This window comes from Neisseria sp. HMSC70E02 (genome assembly GCF_001838645.1).
GTDB lineage: Bacteria > Pseudomonadota > Gammaproteobacteria > Burkholderiales > Neisseriaceae > Neisseria > Neisseria macacae.
The window spans coordinates 88,640-110,991 of the sequence record NZ_KV838100.1; the positions used below are offsets into that span (position 1 = coordinate 88,640).

19 protein-coding genes are annotated in these 22,352 nt (G+C 50.1%); 13 read left to right on the top strand and 6 right to left on the bottom strand.

Features of this window, described 5'->3' with window-relative positions:
- Positions 1–33: 33 nt before the first annotated feature.
- Genes lipA through HMPREF3277_RS07655 form a run of 3 tightly spaced genes read right to left on the bottom strand, consistent with a single transcriptional unit; the run spans position 34 to position 1,905 of the window.
- A complete protein-coding gene (gene lipA, locus HMPREF3277_RS07645; RefSeq protein WP_003778467.1) occupies positions 34–1,020 on the bottom strand; it encodes a lipoyl synthase in 987 nt (328 codons plus the stop codon).
- Entirely contained in the window at positions 1,020–1,637 is a 618-nt protein-coding gene (gene lipB, locus HMPREF3277_RS07650; RefSeq protein WP_039408479.1) for a lipoyl(octanoyl) transferase LipB, read from the bottom strand. Before lipB ends, lipA begins: the two co-directional genes overlap by 1 nt.
- Position 1,638: 1 nt before the next feature.
- A complete protein-coding gene (locus tag HMPREF3277_RS07655) occupies positions 1,639–1,905 on the bottom strand; it encodes an HP0495 family protein (RefSeq protein ID WP_003756826.1) in 267 nt (88 codons plus the stop codon).
- 200 nt (positions 1,906–2,105) lie between these two features.
- On the opposite strand from HMPREF3277_RS07655, the gene lon reads away from it, so the two are divergent.
- The 4 genes from lon (at position 2,106) to thrB (ending at position 6,904) form a co-directional block, all read left to right on the top strand.
- Complete coding sequence (lon, locus tag HMPREF3277_RS07660; protein ID WP_049225371.1) at positions 2,106–4,568, top strand: endopeptidase La; 2,463 nt, start codon at positions 2,106–2,108, stop codon at positions 4,566–4,568.
- Positions 4,569–4,752: 184 nt separating this feature from the next.
- On the top strand, positions 4,753–5,022 hold the full coding sequence (locus HMPREF3277_RS07665) for an HU family DNA-binding protein (protein WP_003677477.1): 270 nt from the start codon (positions 4,753–4,755) through the stop codon (positions 5,020–5,022).
- Between the two features lie 279 nt (positions 5,023–5,301).
- Complete coding sequence (locus HMPREF3277_RS07670; RefSeq protein ID WP_003767967.1) at positions 5,302–5,835, top strand: inorganic diphosphatase; 534 nt, start codon at positions 5,302–5,304, stop codon at positions 5,833–5,835.
- Positions 5,836–5,986: 151 nt separating this feature from the next.
- Positions 5,987–6,904: a homoserine kinase gene (thrB, locus tag HMPREF3277_RS07675; protein WP_049231388.1), complete on the top strand. Its 918-nt coding sequence runs from the start codon at positions 5,987–5,989 to the stop codon at positions 6,902–6,904.
- Between the two features lie 283 nt (positions 6,905–7,187).
- Here the strand turns inward: thrB and HMPREF3277_RS07680 are convergent, their stop codons facing one another.
- The gene (locus tag HMPREF3277_RS07680; protein ID WP_070870619.1) at positions 7,188–8,003 is read right to left on the bottom strand and encodes an RNA methyltransferase; all 816 of its coding nucleotides are present in this window, start codon (positions 8,001–8,003) and stop codon (positions 7,188–7,190) included.
- Between the two features lie 183 nt (positions 8,004–8,186).
- On the opposite strand from HMPREF3277_RS07680, the gene HMPREF3277_RS07685 reads away from it, so the two are divergent.
- The 4 genes from HMPREF3277_RS07685 (at position 8,187) to HMPREF3277_RS07700 (ending at position 14,014) form a co-directional block, all read left to right on the top strand.
- The gene (locus tag HMPREF3277_RS07685) at positions 8,187–8,972 is read left to right on the top strand and encodes an inositol monophosphatase family protein (protein WP_003767904.1); all 786 of its coding nucleotides are present in this window, start codon (positions 8,187–8,189) and stop codon (positions 8,970–8,972) included.
- Positions 8,973–9,170: 198 nt separating this feature from the next.
- Positions 9,171–10,472, top strand: coding sequence for a TolC family protein (locus HMPREF3277_RS07690; RefSeq protein ID WP_070870621.1), 1,302 nt, complete (start codon positions 9,171–9,173; stop codon positions 10,470–10,472).
- 39 nt (positions 10,473–10,511) lie between these two features.
- Positions 10,512–12,695, top strand: a complete 2,184-nt coding sequence (locus HMPREF3277_RS07695) for a type I secretion system permease/ATPase (RefSeq protein ID WP_003767962.1) — start codon at positions 10,512–10,514, stop codon at positions 12,693–12,695.
- A 92-nt stretch (positions 12,696–12,787) separates the two neighbouring features.
- Positions 12,788–14,014 carry an HlyD family type I secretion periplasmic adaptor subunit gene (locus HMPREF3277_RS07700; RefSeq protein ID WP_003756845.1) on the top strand — a complete coding sequence of 409 codons (1,227 nt, stop codon included), beginning with the start codon at positions 12,788–12,790 and terminating at the stop codon, positions 14,012–14,014.
- Between the two features lie 401 nt (positions 14,015–14,415).
- Here HMPREF3277_RS07700 and HMPREF3277_RS07705 read toward each other — a convergent pair whose 3' ends face one another.
- Positions 14,416–14,745, bottom strand: a complete 330-nt coding sequence (locus HMPREF3277_RS07705) for a stress response protein (RefSeq protein WP_070870623.1) — start codon at positions 14,743–14,745, stop codon at positions 14,416–14,418.
- Positions 14,746–15,233: 488 nt separating this feature from the next.
- On the opposite strand from HMPREF3277_RS07705, the gene nrdA reads away from it, so the two are divergent.
- The 5 genes from nrdA to HMPREF3277_RS07725 all read left to right on the top strand — a co-directional run bounded on the left by nrdA (position 15,234) and on the right by HMPREF3277_RS07725 (position 20,434).
- Positions 15,234–17,513 carry a class 1a ribonucleoside-diphosphate reductase subunit alpha gene (gene nrdA, locus HMPREF3277_RS07710; RefSeq protein WP_070870624.1) on the top strand — a complete coding sequence of 760 codons (2,280 nt, stop codon included), beginning with the start codon at positions 15,234–15,236 and terminating at the stop codon, positions 17,511–17,513.
- Positions 17,514–17,533: 20 nt separating this feature from the next.
- Positions 17,534–18,106, top strand: a complete 573-nt coding sequence (locus tag HMPREF3277_RS13795) for a hypothetical protein (RefSeq protein ID WP_094113503.1) — start codon at positions 17,534–17,536, stop codon at positions 18,104–18,106.
- A gap of 271 nt (positions 18,107–18,377) precedes the next feature.
- Complete coding sequence (gene nrdB / locus HMPREF3277_RS07715) at positions 18,378–19,511, top strand: class Ia ribonucleoside-diphosphate reductase subunit beta (protein WP_003756859.1); 1,134 nt, start codon at positions 18,378–18,380, stop codon at positions 19,509–19,511.
- Between the two features lie 119 nt (positions 19,512–19,630).
- On the top strand, positions 19,631–19,933 hold the full coding sequence (gene yfaE, locus HMPREF3277_RS07720; protein WP_049224761.1) for a class I ribonucleotide reductase maintenance protein YfaE: 303 nt from the start codon (positions 19,631–19,633) through the stop codon (positions 19,931–19,933).
- 75 nt (positions 19,934–20,008) lie between these two features.
- Positions 20,009–20,434 carry a hypothetical protein gene (locus HMPREF3277_RS07725; RefSeq protein WP_049224762.1) on the top strand — a complete coding sequence of 142 codons (426 nt, stop codon included), beginning with the start codon at positions 20,009–20,011 and terminating at the stop codon, positions 20,432–20,434.
- Positions 20,435–20,508: 74 nt separating this feature from the next.
- On the opposite strand, the gene uvrC is transcribed toward HMPREF3277_RS07725, so the two are convergent.
- Positions 20,509–22,344, bottom strand: a complete 1,836-nt coding sequence (gene uvrC, locus HMPREF3277_RS07730) for an excinuclease ABC subunit UvrC (protein ID WP_070870625.1) — start codon at positions 22,342–22,344, stop codon at positions 20,509–20,511.
- Positions 22,345–22,352 lie beyond the last annotated feature (8 nt).

The window sequence follows — 22,352 nt, forward strand, 5'->3', positions numbered from 1 at the left end:
GTCGTCTGAAAATTTTCAGACGACCTTTTGTTATCAGTGATGACCGCAACCACCACCATGACTTTCGCGCAATGCTTCGGCAGCCTGCTCGTCGGCATGGTAGCTTGAGCGGACCATGGCGCCGATGGCGGCATTGGTGAAGCCCAGTTCGTATGCTTCTTTTTCGAAGATTTTGAACTGGTCGGGCGTGACGTAGCGCAAGACGGGCAGGTGTCCGTCTGAAGGCTGGAGGTACTGGCCGATGGTAATCATCTCGATATTGTGCGCCCGCATATCGCGCATGATTTCGCGCACGTCTTCGTCTGTCTCGCCCAAGCCGACCATGATGCCGGATTTGGTCGGGATGTGCGGCATCATTTCTTTGTAGCGGCGCAGCAGGTCGAGGGAGTGTTGATAGTTGGCACCCGGACGGGCTTTTTTGTACAGGCTCGGATGGGTTTCCAAGTTGTGGTTCATCACGTCGGGCGGGGTTTCGGCAAGGATTTTCAGCGCGATGTCCAAGCGGCCGCGGAAGTCGGGAACGAGGATTTCGATTTTGGTGTTCGGACTGGTTTCGCGGATGGCTTTGATGCAGTCGGCGAAATGCTGTGCGCCGCCGTCGCGCAGGTCGTCGCGGTCAACGGAGGTGATGACGACGTAACGCAGGTTCATGGCTTTGACGGATTCTGCGAGGTGTTTCGGTTCGTCGGGGTCAAGCATATTCGGGCGGCCGTGTCCCACGTCGCAGAACGGGCAACGTCGGGTACAAATATCGCCCATAATCATGAAGGTCGCTGTGCCTTTGCTGAAACATTCGCCGATATTCGGGCAGGAGGCTTCTTCGCAAACAGTGTGCATTTTTTGTTCGCGCAAAATATCTTTGATTTCAAAGAATTTGCGTGACGGCAGCTTGGCGCGTATCCATTCGGGCTTTTTCAGTTTTTCCTGAAGGGGGACGACTTTGATGGGGATGCGGGCGGTTTTGTCCGCGCCTTTGAGTTTGACGCCGCGTTTGGGATCGTCAACTTTGATTTCGCTCATTAATTGTTCGCTTTCGGTGTGAGTTGTGTCTCGAGGTGTGCGGTCAGTTTTTGTGCAACCTCGTCCAAGGTGGGACAGGGTTGGACAAAATCCGCGATTTGTGTCATTTCCATGCCGGCATAGCCGCAGGGATTGATGTGGGTAAACGGGCTTAAGTCCATGTTTACGTTTAATGCCAGGCCGTGATAGACGGAACCGTCTTTGATGCGCAAACCGAGTGAGGCGATTTTGCGCTCACCGACATAAACGCCGGGGCGTTTCGGGTCTGCCGCCGCTTCGATTCCGTATTCCGCCAAAGTGGCGATGATGCTGTTTTCAAGCGCGGAAACGATGTTGCGGACGCTAGTTTTGCGGCGTTTGAAGTTGATCATGGTGTAGATGACCAACTGGCCGGGACCGTGATAGGTGATTTGTCCGCCCCGGTCGATTTGGACGACGGGTATGTCGTCGCGGATCAGGAGGTGTTCCGGTTTGCCTGCCAGGCCTTGTGTGAAGACGGGCGGATGCTCGACCACCCATAATTCGTCTTCGGTATGTTCGTCGCGGGCTGCGTTGAACGCTTTCATGGCTTCGAAAGTCGGTTGGTACTCGACCAAGCCTTTATGCACGATTTTCATATCAGTACACTACTTTCACCATTTCGTGATCGGTCAGGGCGCGGTAGATTTTGTCCAGTTGCTCTTTGCTTTCGACGTTTACTTTGACGGTTGCGCCGGTATAGTTGCCCTTGCTGCTTTGACGGGTGGTGATGTGGTGGGGTTCGGTATCGGGCGCGTGCTGGCGGACGGTTTCCAGGATATTTTTTTCAAATTCGGGATGCGCGTTGCCCATGACTTTGATGGGGAATTGGCAGGGGAATTCGATGAGTGAGGTTTGGTCGGTCATGGCTGACTCCTGATGTGCTGTATGCCGAGAGGTCGTCTGAAAAGTTTCCAGCCTTTCAGACGACCTCGAACGGCGTGTATTTTATCGCAAAAAGTTGCCGATAAAAATAGAAGCGTACATCGGCTTTTTCAAGTCTTGAAATACGCTTTTCCATCCCAATTTAAGCCACATTCCGAATTTATTACCAAGTAGAGAACAATATGCCGACAAAAGAAAAACATTTTGAGGAATACAGCGCACTGGCAACCCTGCCTTTACGCGATGTCGTCGTTTATCCGCACATGGTGTTGCCGCTGTTTGTAGGCCGCCCGAAATCCATTGCGGCATTGGAAGCGGCAATGGCGAATGACGATCCGGTGTTTTTGCTGGCGCAAATCGACCCGAACACCGAAGATCCGACGGCGTCCGATTTGCACCGTACAGGTACGGTCGCGCAGGTTTTGCAGGTGTTGAAGCTGCCTGACGGCACGGTAAAAGTGTTGGTCGAAGGTATCCGGCGCGGCAGAGTGTTGACCATTGAAGAGAGTGGCGGACTGTTCCTGTCACATGTTGAAGCTGTCAACGAGTATGCGGATGCGGACAATCCCGATATTGAAGCCATTCGCCGCACGCTGCTTACCCAGTTTGACCAATACGCCAAGTTGAATAAAAAAATCCCTGCCGAAATCATCAATACCATCAATGGTATCGATGATAACAGCCGTTTGGTGGACACGATTGCGGCGCATTTGCAGTTGAAACTGGAGCAGCGCCAACAGATTTTGGAAACTTTCGGCATTATTGGCCGTATGGAGTTTCTGCTTGCCCAGTTGGAATCTGAACTGGACATCATGCAGGTCGAAAAACGCATCCGCGGCCGTGTCAAACGCCAGATGGAAAAATCCCAGCGCGAGTATTATCTGAACGAGCAAGTGAAAGCGATTCAGAAAGAATTGGGCGAAGAAGACGAACGCGGCGAACTGGATGCGTTGGAAGCAAAAATCAAAGAAGCGGGCATGACCAAAGAAGCCGAAGAGAAATGTCTGTCTGAACTGAAAAAACTCAAAATGATGCCGCCTATGTCTGCGGAATCCACCGTGGTACGCAACTACATCGATACTTTGCTTGAGCTGCCGTGGAAGAAAAAATCCCGTGTCAGCAAAGACATCGCCAAAGCCGATTTGGTGTTGAACGCCGACCACTATGGCTTGGAAAAAGTCAAAGAACGGATTTTGGAATACCTCGCCGTCCAAAAACGTATGGACAAACTCAAAGGTCCGATTCTGTGTTTGGTCGGTCCTCCGGGGGTGGGTAAAACCTCTTTGGGCGAATCCATTGCCAAAGCAACAGGCCGCCAATACGTCCGCATGGCTTTGGGCGGCGTGCGCGACGAAAGCGAAATCCGCGGCCACCGCCGTACCTATATCGGCTCTATGCCCGGCAAAATCCTGCAAAACATGGCTAAGGCAGGCGTGAAGAATCCGCTGTTCCTGCTCGACGAAATCGACAAATTGGGCAGCGACTTCCGAGGCGATCCCGCCAGCGCGTTGCTTGAGGTGCTCGATCCTGAGCAAAACAACAAGTTTGCTGATCATTATGCGGAAGTGGATTACGACTTGAGCGATGTGATGTTTATCGCCACATCTAATAGCTTGAACATTCCGACCCCATTGCTCGACCGCATGGAAATCATCCGTTTGTCCGGTTATACCGAAGACGAGAAAATCAATATCGCCATGCAGTATCTCGTGCCGAAGCAAATGAAACGCAACGGCGTGAAAGAAGGCGAATTGGTCGTAGAGGAAAGCGCGGTACGCGATATCATCCGTTATTACACCCGTGAAGCCGGCGTACGTTCGCTCGATCGCGAGATTGCCAAAATCTGCCGCAAGGTGGTGATGCAGATTACCTTGAACGAAGATAAGAAGAGGTCGTCTGAAACCAAGAAAACCAGCAAAGCCAAGCCTAAAGCGATTAAAGTCAATGAGAAAAACCTGCATGACTACTTGGGCGTGCGCCGCTTCGATTACGGCGTTGCCGAAAGTGAAAACCGTATCGGACAGGTTACCGGTTTGGCGTGGACGGAAGTCGGCGGCGAATTGCTGACTGTCGAAGCCGTAGCATTGCCGGGCAAGGGCGTGATCCAGTGTACCGGCCAGTTGGGCGACGTGATGAAGGAATCTGTGTCCGCGGCATGGTCTGTTGTCCGTTCCCGTGCAGAATCAGTGGGTTTGGCTCCTGATTTTTACGAGAAAAAAGACATCCATGTTCACGTTCCAGAAGGCGCAACGCCGAAAGACGGCCCGAGCGCAGGTATCGCCATGACCTTGGCGATGGTGTCTGCCTTCACCAAAATTCCGGTGCGCGCCGATGTGGCGATGACAGGCGAAATCACCCTGCGCGGCGAAGTCTTGCCAATCGGCGGTTTGAAGGAAAAACTGTTGGCTGCCTTGCGCGGCGGCATCAAACACGTCCTGATTCCGAAAGACAACGTCAAAGACTTGGAAGAAATCCCTGAAAACGTGAAAACCGGCCTGACCATCCATCCGGTCAAATGGATAGACGAAGTCCTCGCTTTGGGATTGGAAAGCCAGCCGACACCTTGGGTTGCGCCTTTAAGTACCGAAGAGGCACAGGTTGAAACCGCCAAGCCTAAGTCAAGGGCGAAAGCGACCAAACACTGATTTTGTAAAAAATGTGTTGCAAAAGATGCGGGTTTGCCTTGAAAGCCTGTAAAATAGGGCAATTCCGCATTTTTTGCTTGACACGGTATTTTCAGAATTGCTATAAAGCGCAAAGGTACTCAAAAGTACGAAGCCCCGAGTATTCGGGCATTTCATTATTTTCAACGATAGGAAGGGACTGATTGTGAATAAGTCTGAATTGATCGAAGCAATTGCTCAAGAAGCCGGCATTTCTAAAGCTGCCGCCCAAAAAGCTCTGGATGCCACTACCAATGCTGTAACCAACGCTCTGAAAAAAGGCGACACCGTAACTCTGGTCGGTTTCGGTACTTTCTACGTTGGTGAACGCGCAGAACGTCAAGGCCGCAACCCTAAAACCGGCGAGCCTCTGACCATCGCTGCTGCTAAAACTCCTAAATTCCGTGCCGGTAAAGCATTGAAAGATGCCCTGTAAGCATAGATAGGCATTAAGCCTGATAAAAATCGACTCTGATATAGGAGTCGATTTTTATTTTGTGCTGTTTTTGTACATTTAACATAGAAATAAATCTAGAAATAAATCGAATAAAATTTGTGAGCAATGCTGCCTTGTGCCGTTATGTTCATGGTTTTGAGATGTTCGGAAGAATTTTGCCGTCATGAATTAGGCGGAAAGCGAGACATTTCCAGAAATGTCTTTTGTTTGTTATACTTTCGGCGTTTAACTTTTGCAATTGTTTATAAGGAGCGCAAAATGGCAGATTTTAATAAAATCTTGACGCCGGGTGATGTCGATAGCGGCATTATTAATGTTGTGAACGAAATTCCTGCGGGCAGCAATCATAAAATCGAATGGAACCGCAAATTAGCGGCTTTCCAACTCGACCGTGTTGAACCTGCAATTTTTTCCAAACCTACAAACTACGGTTTTATCCCTCAGACTTTAGACGAAGATGGCGATGAATTGGATGTATTGCTGGTGACAGAGCAGCCATTGGCTACCGGCATTTTTCTGGAAGCGCGCGTCATTGGCGTGATGAAATTTGTTGATGACGGCGAGGTTGACGATAAAATCGTTTGTGTTCCTGCCGATGACCGCAACAATGGCAATGCGTACAAAACATTATCTGATTTGCCGCAACAATTAATCAAGCAAATCGAATTCCATTTCAACCACTACAAAGACTTGAAAAAAGCAGGTACGACCAAAGTCGAATCCTGGGGTGATGTTGAAGAAGCGAAACAAGTCATTAAAGAATCGATTGAGCGTTGGAATAAACAAGCTTAATTGAGATCAACAAGCAAAAGGTCGTCTGAAAATATTTTCAGACGACCTTTTTGTTTTTTATGACTATGGCGCGAGCTTGGCGTTTGCCTGTTTGGCAGGGGAATTTTTTGGTATGATTGCCCCTTATATTTTCTATTGATAGGTTTGCACTATGTCTGTCTATACAAGTGTTTCTGATGAGGAAATGCGGGCGTTTTTGACCCAATACGATTTGGGCGGTTTTGTATCGTTGCAGGGAATTGCGCAGGGGATTACAAACAGCAATTATTTTTTGACCACCACGACGGGGCGTTACGTTTTAACGGTATTCGAGGTATTGAAGCAAGAGGAGTTGCCGTTTTTTCTGGAATTGAGCCGGCATCTGAGTAGCAATGGCGTGGCTTGTCCTGCTCCGATTGTACGCAAGGATGGTAAGCTGGATTCTGTCTTGGTGGGCAAACCTGCCTGTCTGGTTACTTGCCTGAATGGCTCGGATACCGGCTGGGCAACGGAAATGCAATGTTTCAATACAGGGGCCATGTTGGCAAAAATGCATATTGCCGGACAGAGTTTCCCGCAAAAAATGGTCAATCCGCGTTACGACCGCTGGTGGCACGATGCTTGCAGTCAGCTTTTGCCGGTATTGAGTGAAGATGATGCGGCTTTGCTGCAAAAGGAGATTACTGATTTAGATGGTAATCTGGGTAATCATCTGCCTTCAGGCATTATCCATGCCGATTTGTTTAAGGATAATGTTTTATTGGATGGGGAGAAGGTGGCGGGCTTTATCGATTTTTACTATGCCTGCAACGGAAATTTTATGTATGACCTGGCCATTGCTGTCAATGACTGGGCAAGAACAGCCGAGAACAAGCTGGATAGTTCCTTGCAAGATGCTTTTATCAGGGGGTATGAAAGTATCAGGCCTTTGTCTGATGAAGAACGTGAATATTTCCCGATTGCCCAAAGAGCGGGCTGTATCCGGTTTTGGGTGTCGCGTCTTTTAGACTTTCACTTTCCGCAAACCGGTGAAATGACGTTTATTAAAGATCCCAATGCTTTTAGAGATTTGTTGCTGAGTTTGAATTAATGCATATGCAGGTAGTGAATTAATACTTGGTATTTGAAATGTAATGTATAGTGGATTAACTTTAAACCAGTACGGCGTTACCTCTCCTTAGCTCAAAGAGAACGATTCTCTAAGATGCTGAAGCACCAAGTGAATCAGTTCCGTACTATTTGTACTGTCTGCGGCTTCGTCGCCTTGTCCTGATTTATGTTAATTCCACTATAAATTTGGTCTTAAAACTGCACCCGAAGCTGGATGGGATGTCCAACTTTTAGGGTGCAATTTTATTTTTCAGACGACCTTTTCAGTCTTTCTTCTTCAAGCGATGGCTGACGGTATTGAAAAAGCCGCGCAGGATGTCGATGTCTTCGGTTTGCGTGTTAGCGCGGCCGAACAGGCTTTGCATACGGCGCATCAGGCGTTCGCTGTTGCGGCGGTTGAAGAAGCCGATGTCGTCCATGACGCTTTCCATGTGGGCGACCATGCCTTTGATTTGTTCGTGTGTGGCGGCGTGGTCTTCTTGTTGCAGGTGGGTCATGGGCATATCGGTCTGGCTGAAGATTTCGTAACACACGACCTGAACGGCTTGGGCGAGGTTGAGCGAGAAATAGTCGGGATTGCCGTTGATGGTCATCAGACGGTTGCACGCCTGTACTTCTTCAATGCTCAAGCCGAAGGTTTCGTTGCCGAAGACGAGGGCAACTTGTTCTCCGCGTTGTGCCGCCTGCAATAATTTGGGAACCAGTTCGCGCGGGGTTTGCAGCGGGGCGGTGATTTCGCGGCGGCGGCTGGTAAGGGCGCAGGCGAGCGTGGTGTCGGCGAGGGCTTCGTCGAGCGTGGCGGCAATTACGGCGTTGTGCAATACGTCTGCCGCGCCGGAAGCGAGGATGAAACTTTCCTCCGGCAGTTGGAAATCTTGCGGGTTTTCGGGGTTGAAAACGGGCGGTTGCTTGGTCATCGGCGTGGACATCAAATTCGGGGCGACGATGGTGAGTTTGTGCAGCCCCATGGTTTTCATGGCGCGGGCGGCGGAGCCGATATTGGCGGGATGGCTGGTGCGGGTGAGGATGATGCGGATGTTGCCGAGATAGTCAGGCAATTCGGGCTTGGTTGAAGTCATGTTTTGTTTTCGGTTTGTTCGGGAATCGGGTATAATACGCCATCTTTTTGTTTTCAGACGACCTTTCGCCTTGGAGCTTGAGAGGTCGTCTGAAATGTTCTTTAACAACGTCGGAAACGTACAAACGTTGCGTCCGGTGCAGATGCGCCGGACGGTATTTTACCTGATTTAGAAAGAAAACCCATGAATCCGTTTTTAAATACCGCTTTCAAAGCCGCCCGTAAAGCCGGGCAGATGATGATCCGCGCAAGCGGCAATCTGGATGCCGTCAAAGTTGACAGCAAGGCATTCAACGATTTCGTTTCCGACGTTGACCGCAATTCTGAAATGATTTTGGTGGAAGCGCTTAAAGAAGCCTATCCGCATCACAAAATCACTTGCGAAGAAGGCGGTTCTCACGGCAAAGCCTCTGCGGAATACGAATGGATTATCGATCCGCTCGACGGTACGACCAACTTCTTACACGGCCATCCCCAATATGCGATTTCTATGGCACTGCTGCACAAAGGCGTGTTGCAGGAAGCTTTGGTGTACGCACCTGAACGCAACGATGTTTACATGGCTTCGCGCGGCAAAGGCGCGTTGCTCAACGACCGCCGTATCCGCGTTTCTTCCCGCATTGAGTTGAACCGCTGCTTGATCGGTACCGGCTTCCCTGTTGTCGACCAAAGCATGATGGACAAGTATCTGGCTATTTTGAAAGACTTTTTGGCAAAAACGGCCGGAGGGCGCAGAGAAGGTGCGGCTTCATTGGATTTGTGCGCCGTAGCGGCTGGCCGTTTGGACGGTTTCTTCGAGTTCAACCTCAAACCTTGGGATATTGCCGCAGGTGCGCTGATTGTGCAGGAGGCGGGCGGTATCGTTACCGATATGTCCGGCAATGAAGGCTGGCTGGAAAGCGGCGATATTGTGGCAGCCAATCCGAAAGTGCTGGCGCAAATGTTGCAAATCATTGGCGGACATCTGTAAACAGGAGGTCGTTTTCAGACAACCTTTTGCTCGTTTTTAATACGGTGTCGTGATTTAGCAATAGTAGGAATATCATCCATGTTACTTTCAGGAGCAGATAACTACCTTTTATCGCAATCTGAAAACAGGGATTCCGATTAATGATAATATGCTCAAAAAATTGATTTGCAACAGGCAACCCCTCTGCCAATCTGATAAATGACGAACCGTATTGTTGTGAATAATATGAAGAAAAAAACTTTTTTGAATCGTCCCAAGACATCCGTTTTCCGCACCGGGCAAATTGCTGCCGCAGTGTGCGCGGCAGTATGCGCGGCAACGGCGCAAGCCTACCCTTTGCAGGCTATTTTAAGGGATGCCATGGTGTCCGACCCGATTGTGAAGGAAGCAAAAGCAACCGAAGATTCGGCCAAAAGTACGACGAAGGCGACCCGTGCGCGCCATTATCCCGTGTTGACGCTGACGGGTACCAAAGTTTTGGCGCAGAAAAACAAATATTCCAGCAACGATATGAATGACGGTGTCGGCATACGCGGAACTTTGAATGTATATTCATGGGGCGCCATCAATGCGGCGGTGCGGCGCGATAAAAACAGAGAGCAATACTACCATCATCGTTATTTCGAAAATCAGGAACGTCTGGGCAGCGACATTGGCAAACTCTATTTGACCGCATTGCGCGCGAAAGAAATCCTGCGTATCAACCGTCAGAGCTTGGTCCGACACAATAATCTCCTGAAAGATTTGAATATTATCGTGAAATACGATAGCGGCCGCCGTTCCGAACTCATTGAAGCGCGTGCGCGCCTGTTGCAGGTCGAATCATCCATCGCGCAACAACAACGCACGATGGAATTGGCGTTGAGCCGCTTGTCCCGCTACACCGGACGGCAGTTGACAGCAGAAGATTTGGAAGATCCGTTTGCCAACGATAGCGCGGAATCATTGGTTCGCCGTTTCAAAACCGTCGATAACAACACTAATCCTTCCTATCGGGCGCAGGTGGCAGAACGTGACAGCGTGAAGGCAGATTTGGACGTTTCCAAGGCAGAACGCCTGCCCGCCGTAAATCTGGAAGGTAATGCGAACCGTGACAACAGACAGCTTTATCTGAATGTGGCATGGAATGTCTTGGACGTTGCCGCGCGCCATAATGTGCAGAAAAATGCCGATGCCCTGATTGCCGCCGAATCGAAATCCGAGCAGATTATGCGCGACATCACCGAAAAAACCCAAACCGCCGAAATCGACATGCGCGAGAGCGAACGCCGTGCTGATATTGCCGCGCAACATATTGCCGCTCAAAAAGACGTGGTTAAAACTTACGAGCTGCAATTCAAAATCGCCCGCCGCACGCTGACCGACGTTTTGGGCGCATACAACGAATTGTCCAGCATTGAGCAGGAAAACATTTCGGCGCGCAACGACTTCCGCGATGCCGCGTTGGATTATCTGGCTGCGCAGGCGCAAATGGCGAATTGGGCAGGCTTGAAGCAATAACATAAAATCTTAACATCATTACTCATTACGCGAATTATCATGAAAGCAATTATTGAACATATTGTGTTGGTTACCCGTCTCTTAGGGGCGCCTGTGTCAGAAGCCGCGCTGACGGCAGAGGTGGTGCGGGATAAAAAACTCAATGTTAACTATCATTCCCTCGTCGAAGTCTTACGCAGCCACGGCTTCGAAAACACATTGTCCAAGCGCAATCTGGAAGACATTCCATCGCTTGCCGTTCCTGTGATGATCATTCTTCACAACGAAGAGGCTGCCGTCATTACCAATATCGAAGGTTCGGGTCGGAACAGGAAATATCATATCCGTCAGGTAGATGGCTTGGAGCAGCAGCTTGATCATGACCAGCTTTCCGGTCTGTATCTGGGTTACTGCTGGTTTATCAAGCCCAAAATGGCGGCGGACACACGTTCCGAACTGCCTGAATACCACCTTCCCAAAGCATGGTTTTGGAAAGTCATTTGGCGTTTCCGCAGCTATTACTATCAAGTGATTTTGGCAACCGTCATCATCAACTTCCTCGCCTTGGTCAGCTCGTTGTATGTCATGAACGTGTACGACCGCGTCATTCCCAACCAAGCCTATGAAACCCTGTGGGTTTTGAGTATCGGCGTTGTCCTCGCCATTTTGTTCGAATTTGCCGCCAAGATGATACGCGGCCATTTGACCGACATCGCCGGTAAAAAGGCCGACCTGATTATCAGCTCTGCCTTGTTCCGCCGCGTGATGGCATTGCGTCTCGCCGACCGTCCCGCTTCGTCCGGTTCATACGCCAACAACCTGCGCGAATTTGAATCCGTACGCGAATTCATGACCAGCGCGAGCCTGTTGACTTTGGTGGACTTGCCGTTCTTGTTGCTGTTTATCTTTGTTATTTCGATAGTCGGCGGCAAACTGGCATTGGTTCCTTTGGCGATTATTCCGATTGTCGTCATTGTCGGCTTCATCGTCCAGCGCCCCTTGTCGCGCCACATTAACGAATCCATGAAAGAAAGCTCGCAACGTTCAGGCCTTGCCGTAGAAGCCATTGAAGGCATCGAAACCCTGAAAACCAACAATGCGACTTCATGGGCGCAACAACGCTGGGACGAATATACCGCCAAAACCTCCGCCTCATCCATCAAAGTAAAAGATACCAGCAACTTCATGGTCAACTTCGCCGTTGCCATGCAGCAGCTCAATACTGTCTTTTTGGTCGTTGTCGGTACCTATCTGATTCATGCCGACAACCATGCGGAACGGATTACCATGGGTGCGCTGATTGCCTCCGTCATCCTGTCCGGCCGCGCGTTGGCGCCGTTGGCTCAAGTTGCCGGCCTTGCTACCCGCTTCCAACAGGCGAAGCTGGCGTTAAGAGGCGTGAACGACATTGTTTCCCGTCCGATCGAACGCAGTCCCGAACGCAAATACATTACATTGGATAACGTTCAAGGCAATATCGCCTTTGAAAACGTAACGTTCAAATACAAAAACGAAAGCAACAACGCAGTTGACGAGTTGCGCATCAACATCCGACCCGGTGAAAAAGTCGGTATCCTCGGACGTATCGGCAGCGGTAAAAGTACCATGCTGAAGCTGGCGAGCGGTCTGTACGACACCGAAAAAGGCAACGTAACCCTCGACGGCGTCGATATGCGCCAACTTGATCCGAATTTCCTGCGGAACCAAGTCCTCCTGTTCAGCCAATCTCCACGCCTTTTCTTGGGTACATTGCGCGAAAACATGGACTTGGCGCGTACCGACAGCTATTCGACCGACCAAGACCTGCTGACCGCACTCAAACGTTTCGGTCTGGACCAAATCATCCGCAACCACCCAAGAGGCTTGGATATGCCTTTGGGTGAAGACGGTTTGGGTCTGTCCGGCGGTCAAAAACAAATCATCGCCCTCGCACGCATGACGCTGCGCGACCCCAAAGTTGTCCTTTTGGACGAGCCGACAACCAGCCTCGACCAAGGTACCGAACGCATGGCATTGAACGCGATTGCCCACTGGGGACGCAACCGCACCATGCTCTTGGTCACCCACCGTCCGCAAGTGCTGCAAATCGTTAACCGCATCATCGTAATGGAAAACGGCAAAGTCGTTATGGACGGCCCGCGCGATTTAGTCTTGCAAAAACTGATGCAAAACGAGCAAAACAAAGTCAAAGCAGCACAACAAGCGCAGGAAAACCAACGTCCTGGCGAAGCGGCGCAAGCATGACGAAAAGGGAAAAGGTCGTCTGAAAACACAAGCAGAAAGCGTTTCAGACGACCTCTTTGAAAACAACAAACAGATACCGAAGATTCATCATTATGAGCGAAAACAACGTTAAATCCAAAGACCTGCATCTCATTAACGATTTGAATGCAGCCTTGCAAAAAGAAAAACACAGCGGCCAATTTTGGGTCATCATCCTGTTTTTCCTGCTGCTCGTCGTCTTTGTCGTATGGGCATACAACAGCACCGTCGAAGAAGTAACCCGCGGCAACGGTAATGTCATTCCCAGCAGCCGCGAACAAGTCATCCAAAGTCTGGACGCCGGCGTCATTACCCAAATGATGGTTAAGGAAGGCGATTTGGTCGAAAAAGACCAAATCCTGCTGAAGCTCGACGATACGCGCAGCCTTGCTGTATTGCGCGAGAGCGAAGCCAAAGTCCAAAACCTCGAGGCCACCATCGCCCGCCTGAAAGCCGAAGCTTACGGCGGCAAACTCACGTTCCCCAACAGCGTCAGCCCCGAACTCCGCCGCCGCGAAACCGCCGCATATAACGCCCGCCGCCAAGCCATGACCGATGCCGTACAAAGTCTGGTACAAAGCAAAGCGGCGCTTGACCGCGAAATCGCCATTACTGCACCTATGGTGGCACAAGGCGTTATGTCCGAAGTCGAACTCCTCAAAATGCGCCGCGAATCCAGCGATCTGACCCTGCAAATTGCCGAACGCCGCAACCGTTACAGAACAGATGCCAACAACGAACTGGTGCAATCCGAATCCGAGCTGGCGCAATCCAAAGAAAACATGGCCATGCGCGCCGACCCGGTCGACCGCTCCCAAATCCGCTCCCCCATGCGCGGCATCGTCAAAAACATCAAAATCAATACCATTGGCGGCGTAGTCAACCCGGGCGAAGAAATCATGCAAATCGTCCCCGTTGACGACAAACTCCTTGTCGAAGCCTATATCCGTCCGCAAGACATCGCCTTCGTCCGCGCAGGACAGCCCGCACTGGTCAAAGTCAGCGCATATGACTACTCCATCTATGGCGGATTGGAAGGCAAAGTTACCCTTGTCGGCGCAGATACCGTCAGCAACTCCATGCAAAGCCGCGCCAATGACTTGAAACTCGACCCCAACCAAGTTTACTACCGAGTCATCGTCCAAACTGAGAACAACGCCCTGAAAGACAAAAACGGTAAAGACATGCCGATTATTCCGGGTATGGTTGCCACAGTGGATATTAAAACCGGCGAAAAAACCATCTTCCAATACCTGATCAAACCGATTACCCGTATGAAACAGGCATTGAGCGAGCGTTAATTTCCCGAATCAAACTTGCGTAACAGTCAAAAGGTCGTCTGAAAAACCGGGCTGTGTCCAAATCTTGGACGTTCATAAAACCCTATTTAGGCGTTCTATATAAGCTGGGTGCTGTATACGACAGGGCCCAGCTTTTTTCACTTTCAAACTGTAACGCTCCCAGATGCAGTAATCCATACAATTATATTCGTCCACCGTCAATTCTCCTGAACGGTAGGAGCATTTCGTTTAATACCGCAAAGAAGCCCTCCATCTGCGTTGCCTTATGCGACTGTATAAATAATGGGATGTGGTTTGTTATTTGAAGCGTAACTTTGGTCATAAAAACTGCACCCGTATGTTTGGATGGAATATCCAACTTTTGGGTGCAGTTTGGTTTTTTCAGACGACCTTTATCCGTTTTAGCGACGGAATTTGCTGTGGTCGAAATCATCAAATGCTTCATAAGCCGCTTGGCATTGGATGCGTTGTTCTTTATAGGGCAGTTGGCGGAAGGCTTTCCGGGCTTTGACGTTTTCTTTCAGCTCGGCTTTGTTGCCTTTGGATTTATACCATGCAGCGCGACGGTCAAGATATTTTTTGCAGACAGGATGCAGCTTGCTTTGTTTGGCTTGGGTTTGAGCGTGGTGGGTTTTATGATGTTTGCGGATGGCTGCATCGGCAGGTTGGGTTGCAAAACCCAGTATCAGTGCTGCAGACAGGGCAGGAATAAGGCTTTTTCTCAGTAACATGGCGGACTCCTGTTTATTTAAAGGGTGCATTTCATTATATTTATGGCTTTTGTAAAAAGGAAATTTGGCAGGATGGGTCGTCTGAAAAAGCAAGCGGGGTATTTAAAGCATTTTGACGAAACCCATCTTCCATTACATATTATCAAACAGAGAAAATAATAAACTACATGAATTATCACGTTTCAGACGACCTTATATTGCATATGTCATCCGTTGTCATGCTGTTTATTTTCAAAATTTAACACAAATCCGAATTTGCCTTATTTCATAAGCGCATAGCCGAAAGAGGGTTTTGATGCTAAAAAACACATCTTTGCGGTAAGGCTTGAATCATAGGGAAAGAGGTCGTCTGAAAGAAAATTGGGAAAAGCCCGATTTCAAAACAGCGGCCTTGTCAAGACTGGATAAGCGACGAAAAATACACTATATTGTGCCACTCGATATTAATACATACTGTATCTTGTGTTTCAGGATGGAGAAAGCTCACGATGAATGCACCGACTGATTTGAAAGTAACCAAGCGCGACGGACGTTTGGAAAATCTCGACTTAGACAAAATCCACCGCGTTGTTACTTGGGCGGCGGAAGGCTTGAAAAACGTTTCCGTATCGCAGGTCGAGCTCAAATCGCACATCCAGTTTTACAACGGCATCCGTACCGACGACATCCACGAAACCATCATCAAGGCGGCTGCCGACCTGATTTCGCAGGATACGCCCGATTATCAATATCTCGCCGCGCGTCTGGCGATTTTCCACCTGCGCAAAATCGCTTACGGCGAGTTCGAACCGCCGCATCTCTTCGACCACGTTAAAAAACTCACCGATGCGGGCAAATACGACCGCCACATCATCGAAGATTACAGCCGCGAAGAGTTTGACGAGCTGAACGCCTATATCGACCACAGCCGCGACATGACCTTCTCGTATGCCGCCGTGAAGCAGCTCGAAGGCAAATATCTGGTGCAGAACCGCGTGACCCGCCAGATTTATGAAACGCCGCAGTTCTTATACATTTTGGTGGCGATGTGCCTCTTCAGCAAATACCCGAAAGAGACGCGCTTGGATTACGTCAAACGTTTTTACGACGCCGTTTCCACTTTTAAAGTATCGCTGCCTACACCTATCATGAGCGGCGTGCGCACGCCTACGCGTCAGTTTTCAAGCTGCGTATTGATTGAATGCGACGACAGTCTGGATTCCATCAACGCCACCACCAGCGCGATTGTGAAATACGTTTCCCAACGTGCGGGCATCGGCATCAACGCCGGACGCATCCGCGGTTTGGGCAGCGAAATCCGCGGCGGTGAAGCGCAACACACCGGCTGCATTCCGTTTTTCAAAATGTTCCAAGCGGCGGTTAAATCCTGCTCGCAAGGCGGCGTGCGTGGCGGCGCGGCAACTTTGTTCTACCCCTTGTGGCACATCGAAGCCGAAAGCTTGTTGGTGTTGAAAAACAACCGCGGCGTAGAAGACAACCGCATCCGCCAGCTTGATTACGGCGTGCAAATCAACCGCCTGCTGTATACCCGCCTGATTAAAGGCGGCAACATCACGCTGTTCTCACCTAACGAAGTCCCCGGCCTGTACGACGCGTTCTTTGCCGACCAAGACGAATTCGAACGTCTCTACACGAAATACGAGCAAGAACCGAACATCCGCAAACGCACCTTGTCGGCTACCGATTTGTTCTCCACGCTGATGCAGGAACGCGCCGGAACGGGACGCATCTATATCCAAAACGTTGACCACTGCAACACGCACAGCCCGTTTGACCCGCGCGTCGCGCCCGTGCACCAGTCCAACCTGTGCATGGAAATCGCCCTGCCGACCAAACCGCTGGACAACATCAACGACCCGAACGGCGAAATTGCCTTGTGCACCTTGTCCGCCTTCAACTTGGGCGCATTAAACAGCTTGGACGAGCTGGAAGGGCTTGCCGATTTGACCGTGCGCGCACTCGATGCCTTGTTGGATTATCAAGACTATCCGGTCGAAGCCGCCCGCACCGCGACCATGAACCGCCGCACGCTCGGCATCGGCGTTATCAACTACGCCTATTATCTGGCAAAAAACGGCGTCCGTTACAGCGACGATTCCGCGCTCGGCCTGACCCACCGCACCTTTGAAGCCATGCAGTATTACCTGCTTAAAGCATCGGTAAACCTTGCCAAAGAATACGGCGCATGCCCGCTGTTCAACCAAACCGTTTATTCGCAAGGCAAACTGCCCATCGACACCTACAAAAAAGACTTGGATGCCGTATGCAGTGAACCGCTGTTGTGCGACTGGGAAAGCCTGCGCGCCGACATCGTCAAATACGGCCTGCGCAACTCCACCCTGACCGCACTCATGCCGTCTGAAACCAGCTCGCAAATCGCCAACGCCACCAACGGCATCGAGCCGCCGCGCGGATTGGTAACGGTCAAAGCATCGAAAGACGGTATCCTGAAACAAGTCGTGCCGGAATTTGAAACCCTGAAAGACGCCTACGAAACCCTATGGCAGCTTCCGGGCAACGAAGGCTACCTGAAACTTGTCGGCGTGATGCAAAAATTCGTCGATCAGGCGATTTCTGCCAATACCGCCTACGACCCGGGCAAATTCGAAGGCAACAAAGTTTCCATGAAACAAATGCTCAAAGACCTGCTGACTGCCTACAAATATGGCGTCAAAACCCTGTACTACCACAACACCCGTGACGGCGCGGACGATACGCAGACCGATATTCAGGATGACGGTTGCGCAGGCGGTGCTTGTAAGATTTGATAAGGGCTTTGGTGAAGTAATTGAAAGCCTTTCCTAAATTTGATTATCAAGGTATTGAATATGATCTAACGCATTTAACTGCGTTTTCTTGTGACTATATTCAACCTGCTAAAAGTGATGGTACGGCGGAAAAACGATACCGCTGTATTATCGAGTTTAGTACACATTGTTTTACAAGAGGTGAAAATAAACGTAAGGGAGAAACGTTATCAGATATTGAACCTACATTGCATTATATAACGGCTAAAGAAACACGAATTTTTTGTTTCGAACGTTATCAGGTTTCAAAAATGTTGCCGCAAATTATGCGTGAAATTAGTAGAAACAAATGTTATTTCACTTCGGCTGATGATAAGTTTCTGACCATATCAGTAACGGATAAAAACGGTAAAAAAGTAGATTATGAAATTTACTTTTCACTTCAAAGAGCCAAATCTCCAAAACATGATGTACATATTTACATTAATAGTGCATATATACGGGATGGGGACTACAAAGAAAATCACGGAACAAAAGTAAGGAGAAAACCGGTTGGTTTCTTTGTGTTATTACATAATACATTGGTTAATAAGAGAATCAAACGCCCAAAGTAAAACAACCCTCGCTTAAAAGCAAGGGTTGTCAGTACAGGCTTCGCTTTATAACTGCTCTTGGGCTAGTAGCCTAAAAAGGCCGGACAAACGCTGAAATGGTTTCATGCCTGCTCATGCGTTTTGTTGAGACAAATTGTACCACGATTGCAATAAGGCTCAAAATAAAAATTTTCAGACGACCTATCTGCTTTGCATAGTCTAGAGGTCGCCTATTCTACTTTTAGATTTAAATCAACCTGAGAAAACCGCCATGTCCTGCGAACACCTAGTCATGTCATACAGCACCTTTTCCAAAACCAAAAACGACGCGCTTAAAGAGCCGATGTTTTTCGGTCAGCCGGTGAATGTCGCACGTTATGACCAGCAGAAATACGAAGTATTTGAAAAACTGATTGAAAAACAACTGTCGTTTTTCTGGCGGCCGGAAGAAATCGACGTGTCGCGCGACCGTATCGACTACGCCAACTTGCCCGAACACGAAAAACATATTTTCATCAGCAACTTAAAATACCAAACCTTACTTGATTCCATCCAAGGCCGTAGTCCGAACGTTGCCTTACTGCCTTTGGTGTCGATTCCCGAGTTGGAAACTTGGATTGAGACGTGGAGCTTCAGCGAAACCATCCACTCGCGCAGCTATACCCACATTATCCGCAATATCGTGAATGATCCGTCGGTCGTGTTCGACGACATCGTGCAGAACGAATACATCATTGCCCGCGCCGAAGACATCGCCTGTTATTACGATGATTTGATCGAATACACCCAGTATTACAACCTGTTGGGCGAAGGAACGCACAATGTCGGCGGCAAGCTCGTTACCGTGTCTTTGCGTGAGTTGAAGAAAAAGCTCTATCTCTGCCTGATGTGCGTCAACGTGTTGGAGGCCATCCGTTTCTACGTTTCATTCGCCTGCTCGTTCGCCTTTGCCGAGCGCGAGTTGATGGAAGGCAACGCCAAAATCATCAAACTGATTGCCCGCGACGAAGCCCTGCACCTGACCAGCACCCAGCATATGCTCAACCTGATGCGTGCAGGTTCAGACGACCCTGAAATGGCGGAAATCGCCGTCGAATTGCAGGACGAATGTTTCAAACTCTTCAAAAAAGCGGCGGAGCAGGAAAAAGAATGGGCGGCCTATCTGTTTAAAGACGGTTCGATGATTGGTCTGAACAAGGAAATTTTGGCGCAATACGTCGAATACATCACCAACCTGCGTATGCAGGCGGTCGGTCTGCCCGCAGGATTCGAAGGTGCTACCCAAAACCCGATTCCGTGGATTAACGCGTGGCTGTCGTCCGACAACGTACAAGTCGCGCCGCAGGAAGTGGAAATTTCTTCTTACTTAATCGGTCAGATCGATTCGGAAGTCAGCGCGGACGATTTGGGCGATTTCGAGCTGTAATCAAACTCGGCGGTTTTTCCATATTTCCATCATCAGAGGTCGTCTGAACAGGTGTAGAAACGAAATCAAAGATTTTAGTTACACCGTGCAGACGGCCTTTCCCGCTTAAACAGATAACAATGGCACTTATCAGCACACACGACAAAACCTTCGAGCTTCAAGAGGGAGAAACCTTATTGGAGGGCTTGGAGCGCACCGGCCACGAGGTCGAATACCAGTGCCGCAGCGGCTATTGCGGTTCCTGTCGCGTCAAAATATTGGACGGCAGGGTGTCCTACGACGATTTCCCGCTGGCCTTTGTCGCGCCCGGTGAGATTCTGCCGTGTTGCTGTCGGGTTCACGAGGACATTAAGGTTGATTGCCGTACTCGGATGAGTGAGCCGGATTTGTTTGATGTCGGCTTGTTTGATGAGCGGGATTGAGTTGATTGAAACCCAATTGTATTATTTTTAGTTCTTTGCTTTAATAATAGGCTCTTCAAATCTAGGTGTAATCATATGAATGTCGCTAAGGGTTTATTGGTTTCAGTTTTATGTTTGAGCTCGGGTTTGCTTGCTGCTCAAAATCATCATTCCCAATGGAAAAAAGTTTATGAAAGGAATTTGACGGATTTTGAATTGAGTCCGGAGGGAAGCGGGTTGGTATTGCTTGCCCAACCGCAAGGACGTTGCAGGATGGATGTTGATTTTTATGGGGAAACGGGACAGGATAAATACCAGTATGAATTTACCCGAGACCGTTTGACGGCAGGTTCGCATCGGGAATACCGCTATACCGCTGCATCGTTGTCGGAAGTCACCAAAGATAAAATAAAATTGGTACGAAATGAGAAGCTGAATCCTGCTTCAGGCGCGGTAAAGAAAGAATTTCGGGATATTTATCAATACGTTCCTAATAAGGTTTTAAAAAAATATTGTTTTTGATATGGCATGGCAAATAAAGCAAGAGGTCGTCTGAAAACTTTTCAGACGACCTCTTGCTTTATTTACCCTATCGTTTAATGCAGATGCTCGTAAATGGTTTCCGCCAATGCCTTGCTGATGCCTTCGACTTGTTCCAAATCTTCTTTGCTGGCGGCAACGACGCCGCGCAGGCCACCGAAGCGGGTGAGCAGGGCTTGGCGGCGTTTGCTGCCTACGCCGGGGATGTCGCTGAGGGAAGAGGTAACGCGGGCTTTGTCGCGTTTTTTGCGGTGGCCCGTGATGGCGAAACGGTGTGATTCGTCGCGCACGGTTTGCAGGAGGTGCAGGGCGGGGCTGTGCGGGGGCAGGCGGAAGGTTTCGCCGGTGAACGGGAGGATGAGTTCTTCCATGCCGGCTTTGCGTTCGGGGCCTTTGGCGATGCCGACCAAGGGGATGTGCAGCCCGAGTTCTTCCCATACGGATACGGCGACGCCGATTTGTCCTTTGCCGCCGTCAATCAATACGACATCGGGCCATTTGACGGCCTCGCCGTTGGCTTCGGCTTCCTGCATTTTGCCGTAGCGGCGGGTGAGGACTTCGCGCATGGCGGCGTAGTCGTCGCCGGGTTTGGCGGTGGTGATGTTGTAGCGGCGGTATTGCAAGGGTTGGATGTTTTGTTCGTCGTACACGACACAGGAGGCGATGGTGGCTTCGCCTTGGGTGTGGCTGATGTCGAAGCATTCTAGGCGGTTGAGGTCGTCTGAATTCATGTTCAGGATTTTTGCCAACTCGTCGATGCGGTGTTGCTGGCTGCTTTGTTGCAGGCGGCGTTGGGCAATCGCCATTTGTGCGTTTTGTTCCGCCATTTTCAGCCAGACTTTGCGTTCGCCTATGGTTTTGGTTACGAACTGCATTTGTTTGCCGTGTTCGCCCTCCAAGGCTTCTTTCAATGCGTCGGGGACGGGGAAGTTGCTGATGATGATGTCTGGTTTGCTTTTGCCCAGATAGTGTTGGGCGACGAAGGCTTCGGCGTAATCTTGTCCGTTTGGTTCGGGGTCGTTTTTGGTGTCGGGGAAGAAGCTTTTGTCGCCGACGTGCCGCCCGCCGCGGATGCTGACCCAGTGTACGCAGACGAGGCCGTCTGAAACGGCGAGTGCAAGCAGGTCGATGTCGTTGGGGTTGTTGGGGTTTTTGCTGTCGATGAACTGGTTGCTCTGCATGATGCCGAGCGCTTGGATTTGGTCGCGGTAGCGGGCGGCTTCTTCAAATTGCAGGTTGGCGGCGGCGGTCTGCATGTTGTGTTGCAGGGTGCGGGTCAGTTCGTCGGTTTTGCCGTTGAGGAAAGTGGCCGCTTGGCGCACGCTGTCGCGGTAGTCTTCCTCGCTGATGTGGCCGACGCAGGGCGCGGTGCAGCGCTTGATTTGATACAGCAGGCAAGGGCGGTCGCGGTGTTCGAACACGCTGTCTTCGCAGGTACGCAGCATGAAGACTTTTTGCAGGACTTGGATGCTGTCGCGCACGGCGTTGCTGTTGGGATAGGGGCCGAAGTATTGGTTGGGCTTTTTCAGTGTGCCGCGGTAATATGCCATCTGCGGATATTGATGCCCACTGAGCATGAGGTAGGGATAGCTTTTGTCGTCGCGGAAGAGGATATTGTATTTGGGCGACAGGGCTTTGATGAAGTTATTTTCGAGAATCAGCGCTTCGGCTTCGGAGCGGGTGATGGTGGTTTCGATGTGGTGAACCTGTTTCACCATCAATGCGATGCGCGGGGAATGGTCGTTTTTCTGGAAATAACCGGACACGCGACGCTTGAGGTTGACCGCTTTGCCGACGTATAAGACGTTGCCGCCTTCGTCGAAAAAACGGTACACGCCGGGCAGGTTGGGCAGGTTTTTGAGGAAGAGGGGGATGTCGAAGTCCGTGGTCATGGGGCGGG

What these genes read in the sequence shown, in the direction of transcription:
- lipA (WP_003778467.1), bottom strand. Translation starts at nt 1,020, where the DNA reads ATGAGCGAAATCAAAGTTGACGATCCCAAACGCGGCGTCAAACTCAAA.
- lipB (WP_039408479.1), bottom strand. Translation starts at nt 1,637, where the DNA reads ATGAAAATCGTGCATAAAGGCTTGGTCGAGTACCAACCGACTTTCGAA.
- HMPREF3277_RS07655 (WP_003756826.1), bottom strand. Translation starts at nt 1,905, where the DNA reads ATGACCGACCAAACCTCACTCATCGAATTCCCCTGCCAATTCCCCATC.
- lon (WP_049225371.1), top strand. Translation starts at nt 2,106, where the DNA reads ATGCCGACAAAAGAAAAACATTTTGAGGAATACAGCGCACTGGCAACC.
- HMPREF3277_RS07670 (WP_003767967.1), top strand. Translation starts at nt 5,302, where the DNA reads ATGGCAGATTTTAATAAAATCTTGACGCCGGGTGATGTCGATAGCGGC.
- thrB (WP_049231388.1), top strand. Translation starts at nt 5,987, where the DNA reads ATGTCTGTCTATACAAGTGTTTCTGATGAGGAAATGCGGGCGTTTTTG.
- HMPREF3277_RS07680 (WP_070870619.1), bottom strand. Translation starts at nt 8,003, where the DNA reads ATGACTTCAACCAAGCCCGAATTGCCTGACTATCTCGGCAACATCCGC.
- HMPREF3277_RS07685 (WP_003767904.1), top strand. Translation starts at nt 8,187, where the DNA reads ATGAATCCGTTTTTAAATACCGCTTTCAAAGCCGCCCGTAAAGCCGGG.
- HMPREF3277_RS07690 (WP_070870621.1), top strand. Translation starts at nt 9,171, where the DNA reads ATGACGAACCGTATTGTTGTGAATAATATGAAGAAAAAAACTTTTTTG.
- HMPREF3277_RS07695 (WP_003767962.1), top strand. Translation starts at nt 10,512, where the DNA reads ATGAAAGCAATTATTGAACATATTGTGTTGGTTACCCGTCTCTTAGGG.
- HMPREF3277_RS07700 (WP_003756845.1), top strand. Translation starts at nt 12,788, where the DNA reads ATGAGCGAAAACAACGTTAAATCCAAAGACCTGCATCTCATTAACGAT.
- HMPREF3277_RS07705 (WP_070870623.1), bottom strand. Translation starts at nt 14,745, where the DNA reads ATGTTACTGAGAAAAAGCCTTATTCCTGCCCTGTCTGCAGCACTGATA.
- nrdA (WP_070870624.1), top strand. Translation starts at nt 15,234, where the DNA reads ATGAATGCACCGACTGATTTGAAAGTAACCAAGCGCGACGGACGTTTG.
- nrdB (WP_003756859.1), top strand. Translation starts at nt 18,378, where the DNA reads ATGTCATACAGCACCTTTTCCAAAACCAAAAACGACGCGCTTAAAGAG.
- yfaE (WP_049224761.1), top strand. Translation starts at nt 19,631, where the DNA reads ATGGCACTTATCAGCACACACGACAAAACCTTCGAGCTTCAAGAGGGA.
- HMPREF3277_RS07725 (WP_049224762.1), top strand. Translation starts at nt 20,009, where the DNA reads ATGAATGTCGCTAAGGGTTTATTGGTTTCAGTTTTATGTTTGAGCTCG.
- uvrC (WP_070870625.1), bottom strand. Translation starts at nt 22,344, where the DNA reads ATGACCACGGACTTCGACATCCCCCTCTTCCTCAAAAACCTGCCCAAC.